We start from the raw sequence: 13,751 nt of genomic DNA on the forward strand, positions 1-13,751 counted from the left end.
CCGCGATCAGAGCGTCTGGGGTCTGGATGCCCAACTCGATATCAGGTGTTGAGCAGCTCCGGGGTGAAGACGTCCTCGATCTTCCACTGCCGAGAGGAGAGGCCCTGCTCGTGGTGGTAGCGCAGGTAGGTGTCGAGGGTGGCGCGGTTGGCCGCGATGCCATAAGGCCACCAGTCCTCAGGGAACTGTTCGTTGTTGCGTTCGACCAGGGCGTTCATCCACGGCACCATGCTCGGTACCTGGTAGAGCCTGCGGTTGCGGCGGTAGCGGTCGGCAGCGGCGTCCTTCGCGCCGGAGAAGGCGCGGTAGAGGTCGTGTGCGAGGTCAGGACGATCTCGGAGGAGATCTCGCCGGGCGACGATGGTGTGCATGATCGGGAAGATCCCGGTTCGTCGGTGGTAGTCACGCTCCAGCGGCTCGAAGTCGGGGAACAACCGGGCGACGTTCGGGGACCCGTCGAGCACGCACTGCGGGACGTTCGCCGAGAACAGGGCGTCGATCTCGCCAGTGTCGAGCATCGCGTTCAGTGTCTTTCCCTCCGGCGCGACGGTCACGTCGACGTCGGCGGGGTGCGGATGGGGGATGAAGTCGAAGGGGGCCGCGGGGTGCTCCAGGCCACCGATCACCCAACGGCTGTCTTCGGGTTTGAACCCGTACTCGTCCATCAGGATCCCTTTGGCCCACACGCCGGAGTCCTGGCCGTAGGTGCCGAACTCACCGATGGTCTTGCCCGCGAGATCACCCGGTTCGACGATTCCGCTATGGGTGTTCACGAAGATGCACGAGTGCCGGAATACCCGGTTCGGGAAGATCGGCAACGCGACGAACGGCAGACCGGTCTCCAGTAGCCGCAGATAGAACGTGAGCCCGAGTTCGCCGACGTCGAACTCGTTTCCGCGGATCAGCCGGTCGAAGATCTCCGGCAGGGTGGCCCCGGTCTCCATCGCGACGTCCATTCCGCCGACGGTGATGCTCCCGTCGAACAGCCGCCGCGTCGTGTCGTATCGGAAGCACCCGATCGTCACTGCGGGGTCGGTCATGGGTCTCACTCCTCGTCCGCTCTGGTCCTCATCGTTTCCCATCGTTGGGCCGTCGCGGACCGGCTGTCCAAGACCATCTCGGCACATCCGATACCGCACGGGTATCGTGCCGGGGTGGACCTTCGCGCGCTGCGGTACTTCATCGCCGTAGCCGAAGAGCGCCACGTCGGCCGGGCGGCGAGCCGCCTGCACATGACCCAGCCGCCGCTGAGCCGGGCGATCCGCCACCTCGAAGACGAACTCGGCGCCGCCCTGTTCGAGCGCACCGCGAAGGGAGTCACTCTCACGCCCGCCGGAACCGCGTTGTACGACGAAGCGAGTGCACTGCTGCGGCAAGCCGACCGGATCCGCGGCCGTGTGACCATCGCGGCGGGGGCAGCGACCCTCACCGTCGGGACGCTGGCGGATACGGCCGAACAGGTCGGCGGCCGGTTGGTCCCGCTCTTCCGGGCACGTCATCCGCACGTGAATGTCACCATCCACGAAGCGGACCTCGGCGAGCCGACGGCCGGGCTCCGCGCCGGGCTGGTCGACGTGGCGCTGACCCGAACCCCCTTCGACGAGACCGGGATCAGCGTGCGCGTCCTGCGTTCGGTTCCCGTCGGCGTGGTGATGCGTGACGATGACCGATTGGCGGGTCGTGCTTCGGTGTCTTCGGCTGACCTGGCCGGCCGTCGGTGGGTCCGGCTCCCGGACGGCACCGATCCGATATGGACCGCCTACTGGGCCGGCGGCACGCACGACGGCCCATCGCCGGTCATGCGAACGATCCAGGAGTGCCTGCAAATGGTCCTGTGGAACGGCACCTCGGCGCTCGCCCCGATCGACCAACCACTGCCCGCCGGCCTCATCGCAATCCCGTTCGCCGATCGCCCGCCGAGCGATCTCGTCGTGGCATGGCCGAAGACAGGGCGGAGCTCGTTGGTCCGCAGCTTCGTCGACGTGGCCGACAACGCCTGGAGTCCCTGAACGGGAGACGGCCGCACTGACCCCACCCGCCCCAGCAGCCCGCCATCCGCTCGCCGGCGAGAGCGTACTCAGGGCGAGCATGAGAGCGGTCGGCGGATCACTACGCAGAATGAAACAAAACGACCCTGGGTGCCTCTCCAAGGGGAGAGACGCCCAGGTCAACGTGGGAGCCGCCTGTCGGATCGAACCGACGACCTATTCGTTACTCAGCACGTCCACCACTGTCCAGTGCACAAGCGAGATGGGACCCGGCTTTGACTCGCCGCCTGGGGGCGGTCAGCGCAAGGGCCGCACGGTGACGTCCCCGCTGTACGTGCTAATGGCGATCATCGCGGTGCCGTCGAGGTCGTAGGCGGCTGCGACGGCCAACCCGGGGATCGGGTCACCGATCAAGCCGCCGGTCAGCGGGTCGATCCGGCGGATGACCTTGTCTTCGCCAGCGGCGAGGAGACAGGGGCGTCCTTCCGCTGCGGTGATCGCGATCAAATCATGGACCGAGGAGCCGGTGGGGGTAGGGTGACCGATCGGTTCCCCGGTGATCGCATCCCAGCCGCGGATGACACCGTCAGAGTCGGCGCCGGCGAGCAGGATTCGCCCGTCCGGCAGTGCTGCCGAGGCCAGTTCGGAGACCTGCCCCTCATGATCGTCCAGCGGCGTCCCGAGCGGCGCTCCACTGACCGCGTCCCAACGGCGGATCGCGGCGTCCTCTCCACCAGAAGCGATCATGGTCGACCCATCGGGGAGGGCGATGACGTCGATGGACTTGACGGAGATGCCGTGACCGCGCAGCGGCGCCCCCACCGGTTCACCGGTCACGACGTCCCAGCGGTCGACCTGGTCCTGGCCGGCGGCGACCAATATCGATCTTCCATCGGGTACGGTCCCGGACGCCACCGACCAGACGTTGGTGCCCGGGCACAGGTGGCCTGGTAGCGCTTCACCGGTCAGCGCGTCCCACCGGCAGACCCCGTCCTCTCCGCCCGAAGCCACCAGCATCCGGCCCTCCGGCAGACACACCGCCGTGAGGCTGAAGCTGTAGGAATCGTCGGGGACCCGCCACAGTTCTGCGCCCGACTCAACCTCCCAGCAGGCGATCGTGTCGTCACGCAGACTCGCCACCAGCAACAACCGGCCGCGAGGCGACAGCGTGAGCAGCATCGGCCACGGCGTTCCACCCCTGGATATCGGGATGACGCGTGTACCGGTTCGGTCCCGTCCCTCTTGCGACATCACGTCCCGAATGATCGGCAGGTGGACGATTGTAGGCATCGCTCGAAGGGCGTTTCATCAAGGACAGCCGTGAACAGCGTCCTAACTCCAGACCGCCGAACTCCTTGGTCACCTCTGCACGTTCGTCCGTGCCTGGCTCTGCACGAAAACCCGTACGCCGACAGCCCCTGCTCTACCGCAGCAGAAGCACCGGTCCGGAGTGCTCGCCCGCGCGAACGGCGAGACGGTGTGACAGACGGTTTCGCGCGGGCGAGTGCTCCGGCTCGCGGGGGCTGGGGGTCGCGAGACCCCCGCTTCGGGCTCGCTCAACCGGTGCGGCTGCCTCGTGTTGCAAGGGGTTGAACAGCCGATTGCCACGCTGGTTCGGTAGGCAGCTTGCGATCGTTTCGTCGACGGCAGTTCATTGAGCGCCGCTGAGCTTGGGACTGACCTCACGAAACCTCGCTAGCCGATCGAACTGGTCGTCTAGCCAGTACTGGTCCGGTTCCACTCGCACCCGCAACGTTGGCAAGCAACCGCCCACTCTGTCCTTGATCGTGACCCAGATGTAACCGTCGTCGTGCTCTTCGTCCCACTCAATGGTGAGCACAGTCCTGCTGGCAGCCTCCATCCAGCAGCCGATCTCCTCGCCGTCGAGAGCTTCGAGAACCTCCCCCCACTCTTCGATGTCGTCCGGGTGGAGCCAGATCTTCTGGCTGCCCTTCACGAATTCCGTGTCGACGACAATCTCGCCTTCGAGGTTGGTGGGGTTCACTCTCACCACGATGGTCGGAGTGGCAGCCCACGTTGACCGTAGGCTGACAAGATCGAATAGTTCAGACATCCTGTACCTCTCGAATCCGCCGGGCGCGACCATCAACGAAGCTTTACCGGGACCTCTTCGCCAAAGGTGACCGAAATGGACAGCTCCTAGCAGCAGACAGGGTTGGCGTGCACATCGCTGAACCGGTGGATCTCCCGCAGCCACCGCACGTACATCTCCACATGCGCGCGCCGCACCGCCAAGGGTTCCAGGTGCCGTTCGGCGCACCAGGCCAGGTAGATCCGCAGGTCCGACTCGGCGTGCATGCGGGAGTCACCCTTGTACCGCGCCAGGTAGGCGAGCGTCGCCAACCGCCGCACGTTCCCACCGGCGGTCCCGGCACCAGGCGTCGCTCGCGGAAGCTCATCGAACGAAGTCATACCTGCGACGCCGCGCCCGCATCAGGCGCAAGACCAGAACGACCACACGCGGCATGAACGCGCGTTGTGATCCTCCGCCGGCTGACGCTGCGGTACAGCGAGCGAGGCGGTCAGACGGGCGAGTTTCTCGTTGAACGCGGGGATGTCGTCGTGTCAGCGGCCGGTGAGGAGGCCGCCGGTCAGGTGAGTACCTGGCTGAGGGTGTGGGCGAACTCGGCCGGGTGGGTGTGGAATCCGGCGTGGTGACCGGGAAACTCGATGAGGTCGGTGTCCAGGTGCCGCGCCAGCGCCACTGCGCAGCGGTGGCCGACGTACTCGCGTCCGGTCCGGCCACCGGCCGGGACGACACGGACCGGCGAGTTCCGCAAGGCCGCGATGTCGAGGTCGTGGCGTGCCCACATCCTCGATCCGATCTCCTGTTTGAGGAAGTACTCGACGTTCGCCGCGAACCGGCTACCGTCCCCGGAGAAGGGCCCGGCAGCCTCGGGGACGCCGATGCGCGCGGCGAACATCCGCCATGCGCTGGCCGTGCCCTCGCGCCGGTAGATCTCACGGATGTCCCCCGTCCCGCGCTCGCCCTCCGGCAGCAACTGCCGCAGCGGCGGCTCGTGGGCCACCAGGGTCCGCACCTGCCTGGGGTAGCGCAGGGCGAGATCGAGACCGATCACCGCGCCGCCGCTGCTACCGAATACGTGCGCCGGCGTCATGGTCAGCGCCGCTAGTAACCGACTGGCGTCGTCGACGTGGGTTTCGATCCGGGGCGTCTCCGCCGGGGCGTCGAGCGGGCTGCGCGCGTAGCCGCGGCGGTCGTAGGTCACGACGGTGAACCGCTCGGCCAGCGACGCGGCGATCCTGTGGAAACTGTCGACGTCGCCGCCGCCTGGGGAGATCAGGAGCAGCAGCGGTCCCGATCCGCGGGTCTCGTAGTAGAGATGTGCCCCGGGCACAGGCAGCATGCCGGCGGTCATTCGGCCTGCCCTGGCTGGTGCCGGACGTGCCGGTGCCACGCCAGTGCGGCCGCGCCGAGCCCGAGAATGGGCAACCCGACCGGATGGCGCAGCAGCATGTAGTTGTCAAGGGATACGGTCAGCGCGAGGACGACGAGCGTGGCGGCGTGCACGAGCAGGGTTCCGCCGACCAGTGCGGTGACCACAGTGGACAGTCGCCGCCGGGCCGGATCGTCAGCCGTGGTCGGCAGGCCGGGATTGCGGCGCGTCAATATGTGCAGCAGTACGCCGTGCAGCGGCCGCCGTACGACGACGGAGAGCAGGCACGCCAGCCCGAGTAGACCGGTCAGCGCGGGCTCGTGCAGTTCGAGCGCGATCGGACTGCCGTTGGTCAGGATCGAAACGAGCACGGCCAGCCCGTAGCCCGCCGCGACGAGTACCCCGACTGGATCGACGGTCCGCCGCACGGCGAACCGGCCCAGCGTCCAGGCGATCGGGATGCCCGTCGCGACAGCCAGCGCCAGTACGTCGTCTTTCCGCCAGCGGGCGAGTCCAAAGTAGACCGCGGACGCGCCGACCGCGTTGACCAGCAGGCTCGGCAGAAGCCTGCGCAGCAACACTGCCCGGGCCGGTGCCGGGCCCGGAACGGTTTTCATCGCCGTGCCCGGCTCAGCGCCCCGATGACACCCGCGATCAGCCCGACCGCGCCCAGCGCATCGAGGATCGCGGTACCGCTGGCGACGCCGACAGCGAGCAAGAGCACGCCAAGCGCGATGGTCAGCCCAGGTAGCCGGGCACCGAGACGCATCATGTCAGCTCCTCCGTGCAGCAGGTTGTCGCGGTCGCGGGGCGTGCTTACGGAGCAGCCGATCGGCCAGCACCTCCAGCGCGGCGACCACCTCGGCGACCTGTTCCGGATCCGTCACACCCGCGATCTCGGTCAGCGCCGCCTCGATCGGCGCGCCCTTGCGCCTCGCGACCCGTTTCCGAAAGTCCGCGGCGACCCGGACCAGCGTGCGGCGCCGGTCGGCCGCATCGGGTGTCGTCTCGACGAGACCGCGCTCCCGCAGGCGCGCCACCGTGGTGGACACATGCCCCTGCGGGAACCCGGTCCGGCTCGCGATGTCCCCGATCGGGCTGTCCGGATGCTCGACCACGTCCATCAAGATCACGGCCACCCCGGCCGGCGCCCGTCCCTGATCGCCCCCTTTGAGCGAAGCCTCACCCACTCGCATCAACACGCGCCCGAGCCGGTACGCCGCCAGACCATCCATATCCGAAAGAATACATCTCTAGAGATGTATCTCCAAGAATAGGTCGAGGACATCGTCGCCGCAGCACCTGGCCAGAGGCGAGCCGCGCGCATGCCGTCATGTCGACTGTTCCCGACGGACACGTGACAGCCTCGTCGCTCGTCCGCTATCCGCTCATCGGCATGAGCGGATGCTCAGCGAGCATGAGGGCGCGACGGGCGGATCACTACGCCGCGCGAAGGAATCAGGCGAGCGAGCCTGCCCCAGGTGGCAAGCCGCTCCGCAGGACCACCGCCGTCGCCAACACCGCCGCCGCGCCGGCGACCACATGGACGCAGAGCGCACCGGAGCGGAGACCCGGCGACACTCTTAGCGCAACCCTGGCACCCGCGCTAGAAGGGCCGGCGCATGCCGACCGCCGAGTGGGCCGTGGACTCATCAGCGGCGAATGAGACCAAAAATGAACCAGAACGACCCTGGGCGCCTCTCCGAGGGAGAGACGCCCAGGTCAACATGGGAGCCGCCTGTCGGAATCGAACCGACGACCTATTCATTACGAGTTCCGGTACCAGTAGTTCGGCACCGTCCGCCGAGGTGCACCTGACCGGCCTATATGGCGAAAGGCGCACCTCGGCGGACGTAGGCGTATCACAGCCTACGCAGAACCAAATGAGACCATGTTTGAGACGCCTGGTCATTCTCTCCCGGGTAGCATTCGCGCCCCAGCATGACCATCCACACTGCTAGGTGCGTGGTCGCCGCGGCTCAGGTAGCAACGGCTGAGCCCGACAGAGTGGCTTGCCAACGCGCGTTTCCACGAAAAGCCTATGTTGGGCTAGTGGCGGGTCAAAAACGAGCTTATCTGGTTCCCACCCGACGGTGATTGTTCCGGCGCAGCAGCGCCCCAACGGTTTACCAGAAGCTACTCGCGCTGCTAGATGACTACCCGAACCCGGAGAAGTATTCCCATGACAATGAACAGACAACTGCGTACACGCGATATGAGCATCCGGGGCCCCTTGTCGCACACCTGCGACTATCCGAGGATCTGGGTTTGCGGGACGCCGACTACTCTTTATAGAGAAGATCACAAGTTCCGGCTGAATCAGCTCGGATAGCTCGACGGCAAACTCATAGGGATCCGCGTTTCCGGGGAGTCCACCGTGATGCGGGAATACCAAGACAGGCGCGTTTAGGACTTTCCCGTTCTCCCGAATGTGATCAAGGGCGGTTCTGTCCATGTCTGCAGCGAGCAGCACAGCAGGCCGCTCGGCGAGATGCACCCTAATGACCACGGAAACAGCGTTGGTGGTTAGCCGGCCATACGCTGAAGACCGCCCGGTAGGACCGGTACCCGCAAGCAGGATACTGGGATGGGCAACTTCCAGGACGGCACGCCCACACGTCAGCGTCTGACTAATCTCCGTATGTATCGACTGATGACCTTCTAAACCGCCCTTGCGCTTCCGAGTCCAGACCGCCCGAAGAAGTCGATTCCAGATCTCACTACCCTTCTCGCCGTCAGCGTTGAACCATACGGTACCGATGGTTCGGGCATCGTCGAGTAGCAGCGTAGGGCCGCCACCGGCGTGATCCTTATCCGAGTGAGAGATTATCAAATGCTCAATATGCTCACAGTTAACTCGTTCGAGCTCATCAAGCACAGCATCACCAGGGGCAGCATCGACGATAGCGCAATTCCTACCGTCTCTCACAAGAGCACAATTACCGTGCCCCACATCGAAGATCGTCACCTCGAGGTCAGCATCTTCAGCGTGTTCGATTACGGTAGCCGCGTCGGGGGCCGCGGGTTTAGTCACTCCTCTAGCCATCCTTCAGGGAGATCGGGAGCAAGAACTATGTTCCTATAGAATAGCTCAGACGCTTCCTTTGCGTGGCAGTTAACGTCGGCCTCCAGCCAACGACCCGGAAGATTCTCCGCCGACAACCCCGTCGCAGCAACTATCGGCTGCAGAGGCATCCACACGGAGGTTGCGATACGCCAACCAACCACAATCACTTTTGCGGCCGGCACTTCGCTTTCTGTTACTACATCAAGCACCTCAATGGGAGTAGTAAACGCGCGCCTCTCGCGAGAAACCTTCCCACTGAGCTCATCGATGGTATAACTAAGGGCATCAATAACGCTGTCGGATAGCTCACTCTTATCGACAACGGCCGGGATACCCTCTCTCCACCTTCGGATCGAGCCCGTCTGGTCAGTCTGCACGTGGCTGCTGATGAGCACTGCGGGTAGTGGAGACCGAGTCAGGCGATTGGCTTTACTTACCAACTCGGCACCAGTGAACCGCACGGCCCCGCGACCACTAAGAATATGGTCGCAGACAAGTGCATCGTACCGGCCTGATAGTTGAGCCAGGAAGGCATCGGCATCCAGTGTTGGATCAAACTCAGTTATCGTCTCCGCGTGAAAACCAGCGTCCACCAAGGGATGGGTCCAAGTCCTCGCGTCCAGTGGATCATCGTCCACAACGACGACCGATGCGCCTTCCTCTAGGATCAGTGCACTCAACTTTCGACTCCCTGCCTAGCCGGAAGCCAGATAGTGATATGAGCCCCCCCGAGGTCCCCATTACTCTTTGCTTCCTGAATGCCTTTCAGATCCGCGACGATGTCACGCACGATCGTTAGCCCAAGACCAGTCCCGTTATCTCGAGTTGTCTTTCCAGGCAGCCATATGGCACTCAGTGAAAGCCCTCGAATGCCCGGCCCGGAATCATCGACATCTATCACGATCCCAGACTTACCATTTCGACTATCCTGCTTAGTCTTGATTCGGATGACGCGTCTGCCCGGGAGAGCATCCTGCCGAGTAAACGCGTGAGCAGAATTTGCGATTAGATTCGATAGAATAGATTCAATATCAGCGATAGTCGTCCGAACCACCACGCCGGGTGCATCGAGATCAAAGTCTACCTCAATTGCACGCTCCTGAAGATAGCGCGAGAACAGCTGAACAACCGCCTGGCAGGCCACGTCTACTTCGATATCAGCCACTGAGCGCTTACTTTTCTCAAGCAAGCTGAGAGGTAGTTTGGCGAAGGTTTCTAGCGTCTTCGCACTGTCCAGCGACGTGTCGACAGAGTCTCGAAAGTAACGGGTGTAGTCTTCGGGTGCGATACGACCAGTAAGGCGCCTGCTAACCGTTTTTATCTCATTGATGATCCGTTTCGCCGGCTTCAGCGCCTCATGTGCGAATACAGCCGTGCTCGTACCGACCGTGGCCAGAGATCGGTAAAGCAATAGGTCTTCACGCAGAGCCCTGTTCTCATCATGCAGAGTCGAGAATACTTCGGTCGCACTTTCGGTAAGGTGTGCGAGCACTGCAGGGTCACCCTGGTCCAGGGGTAGCATATCTGCGTCTTTCGGCGAAATCGCATTCAACAGGTTCTGGAACTTGGTCTCAGCCTCCTGAACGCGATCTCTAGCCTTCGCCGAAGCACCAACTCGTCGCTGCTCTCTTTCGTCCATCCGCTGCTCGGCGGCCCAATCGAGTGCACACTTGGCGAACTCCTGCAGCTCCAGGAACGCGACGTTATCCAGGAACCCACTACGGTCGGTCTTGGGCTTAAGAAGGTTCTCCGGATCGTCCACCTGGATACGTCCGAGAGAATTGTTGGTAGATGGCCGAACCTCAGGTGAGGCCGCTCGCCTAAGGTTTATACCCAACCAATCATTGCCAACATCTCCGTAGGGCTGAACACGGAGACCTCGATGATAGAGGTGAATGCCGCCGACTTGCCTAAGCCATCCCCTGAGGGATTTTGTGTCCTGACTACTATGGCGGACCTCTTTGGATGCACCGGGGTTTAGATTGAACATCCACATCTCGAACGTCGCTGAAGGCGCCTCAAATGCGAGCACGGGATCCGCTTTCTTGCCTCGCCCAGAGCGCTTGCGCGCAACCTGATCGTGCTCTCCTCTGAATTGCTCTTCGTTGCGCCAATTGAACAGCGATGCCGTAACTTTACCCGTATCATCGAGCCGAGCAACGAGTCGATATTCGAACCACTCGAGCAATGGTCGATTTATCAGCTGCTGAAGACTTGTAAACTCCGGAGCGTCGCACGTTACTCTGAAGGCAGATTCGTCCGGGAAAGGGCCCGTCAGCAAGAGCAACGATCGAGCTAGACGTTCGGCGTCTTTCTCTTGCAGCCCTTGACGTAGTCCAGTGATAGTGACGTCAGTCCCCGGCCCTTTATGACTGGGCGTACTATCGATTACAAGCGGAACGTCCTCCACGGCTTCGGACTCATCGACCTTGTTCCAGTCAATCGCCAGGACGTGTTCGACCCCAGGATCTTCCACTGATCGACTACAGACCGTCACCTGAGTGCCCAAGCGAAGTGCCGCCAGACGACCGAGCCCCTTTTCGCCCACTTTGCGCCGACCATGGGGAGTATGGCTCGTCGAGATTTTCCCCGACTTGCCGATGAGCAAAAAACCCGAGGCCAGCTGTGCTGAGGTCATACCGTCGCCGTCGTCGCTGACGACCAGAGTTCCTCCAGGTTCGACAGCGCTACTTAGCTCGATGTGGCAGGTTGCGGCGTCGGCGTCGTAGGCGTTGCGAACGAGCTCCATGATCCCAAGGTCCGCATGAGGGACCAGCTCTTCGCCTAGCCGTACGAGGACCTCAGGAGCGAAGCGGAGTCGATGCGCCATGGCACTGTCCTTCCAGACGAGGCAGCAACCCGGAGTTACCTCCGTGACACGCCTGCCTAGAGCATGCTAGCCGGATAAATCGAGTAGCCGGCAGAGCTAGCGGTGGATACGAGCGGTCTGGACCAGAGACCCTGCCTGACAACCCGTAACGATCTATCCACTGAAGTTGTCGCGTAGGGCCGTCTTGTCCTGCAGAATGACACTCGGCGACCGGGCTGTCCTAAAGAACCGCAGGTGAGGAGCAACAGTGGGATCAACTGCCTACGAGCAGTATGCAAGGGACCTCTCGCTCCTGGCCGCCAGCATCAGACGCGACCCCTGGGACCGAGTAGAGCAAGACGTTCACGCTGCTCTTAACGGCCATGCGGCGAGGATGCTGCGCACGTTGGTGCCTCTTGAGTTCCGGCGCCAGACGGGCGCCTTCTTCACGAGCGGGCCTGCCCGGGACCGGTTTGCCGACCTCCTAGCCCCCGCGGATGACGCAGAGCAGACCGCCGTGTTCTGGGATCCGACATGCGGCGCCGGGGACCTGCTACTCGCCGCGGCCGATACCTTCCCGATCCGTAACACGCTGAGCGCGACGCTACGGGCTTGGAACAGATCGCTGCATGGGCATGAGCTGCAGCCAGCTTTTGCAGAGGTCGCTCGCCTACGGCTGTTCATCGCCGCTGCAGCCCGCCACAGAGCACGGGGCGACAAGGTAAGAACGAATCCTGAAGCTGGAAGCCGCGCGTTCAATAACGTACATGTTAGCGATGGCCTCGCGGCTTTGCGCACCCATAAGCGGTTTAAGGGACATATAGTTCTTAACCCTCCATTCGGCCCTGTTCAGGCCGATGCTGGATGCGATTGGTCTAGCGGAATGACTTCTCAGGCGGGCATTTTTTTCCTTGAGGCAGCCATGACGCTTGCTTTCGGCGGCACGATCACCGCAATCCTGCCAGACGTCCTTCGCAGTGGTAGTCGTTACCGCTATTGGCGTGAACGAGTTAGCAAGCTGCTGGAGATCAAAAAGATTTCACCTTTCGGAAGGTTCGATCGATACACTAACGTTGACGTTTTTCTACTACAAGGGAGACGGCTTTTCGCAAGCGAAACGCCGAGCGCCGAGACTCAGTGGTGGAGGTCTCTGAACGCGTCTGCCTACCTAGAAGACCTGTTCAACGTCCGTGTCGGCTCGGTCGTTGACAACCGCGATCCTCACGAGGGTCGAGAAGCGCCGTTCCTCACAGCACGCTGCATGCCACCTTCTGGCCAGATGGAGGTGCCTGAGCGCCGACGGAAATACTCTGGCAGACTTATTACGCCGCCTTTCGTCGCCGTCAGGAGAACTTCACGTCCGAATTCTGATGGCAGCTCACGCGTACGCGGAGTATTGCTGACCGGCGATGAGCCGATTGCTGTCGACAATCATTTGATCACTCTAAGCCCGAAAAGCGGAAACGTTGACGAATGCTTCCGCCTCCTAGAGATTCTTGCATCTGACGAGGTGGCGATGTGGCTAGACGAGCGAATTCGCTGTCGTCACTTGACTGTTGGCATCATCCGCTCGATTCCATGGCGATAAGGGTCGGCGAGCAACCGCTTCGAGTTCAAACGAAGTATCGCGAAAGGCTTGGATTGGAGGGCTACAGGGGGTGAGCTCTCCACCAGACACGCTCAAAGCTATCGGCGTATATGCTGGCCATGTCATCTTGCTCAAGGTGTCGCACATGGAGCACCGGCGCGTTTGAGGCTGTGATGCCATAGGCGTGCGGGTTGATAAGGAGATCGTCATCGGCGCGATATATCGAGGCGTACAGGATGGTTTTGTGTAGCCGCATTTCGACACCGTCAACATCTCGAAGCGCCTGGTACAAAACCATACTATTTCTGATCTTGGCTGCCATCGCCTCGTCCACGCCCTCGTCGGCACCGCGCTCGGCGACATGCGGGCTATTGGGGTCACCGAGCAAGATCCGTACAGCGACGCCCGCGTTCGCCTTTGCGGCAAGGATACGGAGGATTCCGATATCCTCAGCGAGGAAGAGACCTGAGTAGACGAGGATGCCGATCTCTCGTTCAGCTTGGCTGAATAGCCATTGCCATACGTTTCGGGGAACGGCCCATCGGTGCGCGTAGGATGCTTCGATCTCAGCGCCGCCGTTTTGTGGCGATGGTGACGCAGGAACCTCAGCACGCCAGATCTTCGCCTGCTCGATACCAAGGAGAGTGGCGAGTTGAGAGCGGTGACGCGGGTATGGACGTCGCCCGTCCAACCAGCGTCGCACGGTCTTCACATCCACGCCCAAGCGGACGGCTACGTCCTGCTCAGTCAGGCCGGCCTCAGCGAATGCACGCCTCAACACCTCGTTCACCGCGATCCTCCAAACCGCGCTGTCTGGGCCGACGCTAACACAAGACGTCCCTAGACGTCCCCTAGCTGCCCATGAGAGGTCCTCGCTCTC

The 13,751-nt window shown here is 62.6% G+C and carries 14 protein-coding genes; 2 read left to right on the plus strand and 12 right to left on the minus strand.

The window, feature by feature from the left end:
- Positions 1-41: 41 nt before the first annotated feature.
- Positions 42-1,040, minus strand: coding sequence for a phosphate/phosphite/phosphonate ABC transporter substrate-binding protein (locus NDW01_RS07495; protein WP_252818047.1), 999 nt, complete (start codon positions 1,038-1,040; stop codon positions 42-44).
- A gap of 114 nt (positions 1,041-1,154) precedes the next feature.
- Here NDW01_RS07495 and NDW01_RS07500 point away from each other — a divergent pair, with 114 nt between their 5' ends.
- A complete protein-coding gene (locus tag NDW01_RS07500) occupies positions 1,155-2,009 on the plus strand; it encodes a LysR family transcriptional regulator (protein ID WP_252818050.1) in 855 nt (284 codons plus the stop codon).
- A gap of 276 nt (positions 2,010-2,285) precedes the next feature.
- On the opposite strand, the gene NDW01_RS07505 is transcribed toward NDW01_RS07500, so the two are convergent.
- From NDW01_RS07505 to NDW01_RS07545, 10 genes are all read right to left on the minus strand, one after another.
- Complete coding sequence (locus NDW01_RS07505; RefSeq protein ID WP_252818052.1) at positions 2,286-3,167, minus strand: WD40 repeat domain-containing protein; 882 nt, start codon at positions 3,165-3,167, stop codon at positions 2,286-2,288.
- Positions 3,168-3,639: 472 nt separating this feature from the next.
- The gene (locus NDW01_RS07510) at positions 3,640-3,993 is read right to left on the minus strand and encodes a DUF5959 family protein (protein ID WP_252818054.1); all 354 of its coding nucleotides are present in this window, start codon (positions 3,991-3,993) and stop codon (positions 3,640-3,642) included.
- A 155-nt stretch (positions 3,994-4,148) separates the two neighbouring features.
- Positions 4,149-4,361, minus strand: coding sequence for a hypothetical protein (locus tag NDW01_RS07515; RefSeq protein ID WP_252818056.1), 213 nt, complete (start codon positions 4,359-4,361; stop codon positions 4,149-4,151).
- 239 nt (positions 4,362-4,600) lie between these two features.
- Positions 4,601-5,377 (minus strand): alpha/beta fold hydrolase, encoded by a 777-nt coding sequence (locus tag NDW01_RS07520; RefSeq protein WP_252818059.1) that lies wholly within the window; start codon positions 5,375-5,377, stop codon positions 4,601-4,603.
- Positions 5,378-5,385: 8 nt separating this feature from the next.
- Positions 5,386-5,985, minus strand: a complete 600-nt coding sequence (locus NDW01_RS07525; RefSeq protein ID WP_252818062.1) for a VC0807 family protein — start codon at positions 5,983-5,985, stop codon at positions 5,386-5,388.
- 35 nt (positions 5,986-6,020) lie between these two features.
- Positions 6,021-6,179 carry a hypothetical protein gene (locus tag NDW01_RS07530; RefSeq protein ID WP_252818064.1) on the minus strand — a complete coding sequence of 53 codons (159 nt, stop codon included), beginning with the start codon at positions 6,177-6,179 and terminating at the stop codon, positions 6,021-6,023.
- 1 nt (position 6,180) lies between these two features.
- The gene (locus NDW01_RS07535; RefSeq protein ID WP_252818066.1) at positions 6,181-6,642 is read right to left on the minus strand and encodes a MarR family winged helix-turn-helix transcriptional regulator; all 462 of its coding nucleotides are present in this window, start codon (positions 6,640-6,642) and stop codon (positions 6,181-6,183) included.
- Positions 6,643-7,364: 722 nt separating this feature from the next.
- A complete protein-coding gene (locus tag NDW01_RS44265) occupies positions 7,365-8,453 on the minus strand; it encodes a ComEC/Rec2 family competence protein (protein WP_406567698.1) in 1,089 nt (362 codons plus the stop codon).
- Positions 8,438-9,154: a hypothetical protein gene (locus tag NDW01_RS07540; RefSeq protein ID WP_252818069.1), complete on the minus strand. Its 717-nt coding sequence runs from the start codon at positions 9,152-9,154 to the stop codon at positions 8,438-8,440. Before NDW01_RS07540 ends, NDW01_RS44265 begins: the two co-directional genes overlap by 16 nt.
- Positions 9,151-11,223 (minus strand): sensor histidine kinase, encoded by a 2,073-nt coding sequence (locus tag NDW01_RS07545; RefSeq protein WP_252818071.1) that lies wholly within the window; start codon positions 11,221-11,223, stop codon positions 9,151-9,153. Before NDW01_RS07545 ends, NDW01_RS07540 begins: the two co-directional genes overlap by 4 nt.
- A 328-nt stretch (positions 11,224-11,551) precedes the next feature.
- On the opposite strand from NDW01_RS07545, the gene NDW01_RS07550 reads away from it, so the two are divergent.
- On the plus strand, positions 11,552-12,871 hold the full coding sequence (locus NDW01_RS07550; RefSeq protein ID WP_252818074.1) for a DNA methyltransferase family protein: 1,320 nt from the start codon (positions 11,552-11,554) through the stop codon (positions 12,869-12,871).
- Between the two features lie 61 nt (positions 12,872-12,932).
- Here the strand turns inward: NDW01_RS07550 and NDW01_RS07555 are convergent, their stop codons facing one another.
- On the minus strand, positions 12,933-13,661 hold the full coding sequence (locus tag NDW01_RS07555; RefSeq protein WP_252818078.1) for an XRE family transcriptional regulator: 729 nt from the start codon (positions 13,659-13,661) through the stop codon (positions 12,933-12,935).
- Positions 13,662-13,751 lie beyond the last annotated feature (90 nt).

This window comes from Actinoallomurus soli, assembly GCF_024055715.1.
Taxonomy (GTDB): Bacteria; Actinomycetota; Actinomycetes; order Streptosporangiales; family Streptosporangiaceae; genus Actinoallomurus; species Actinoallomurus soli.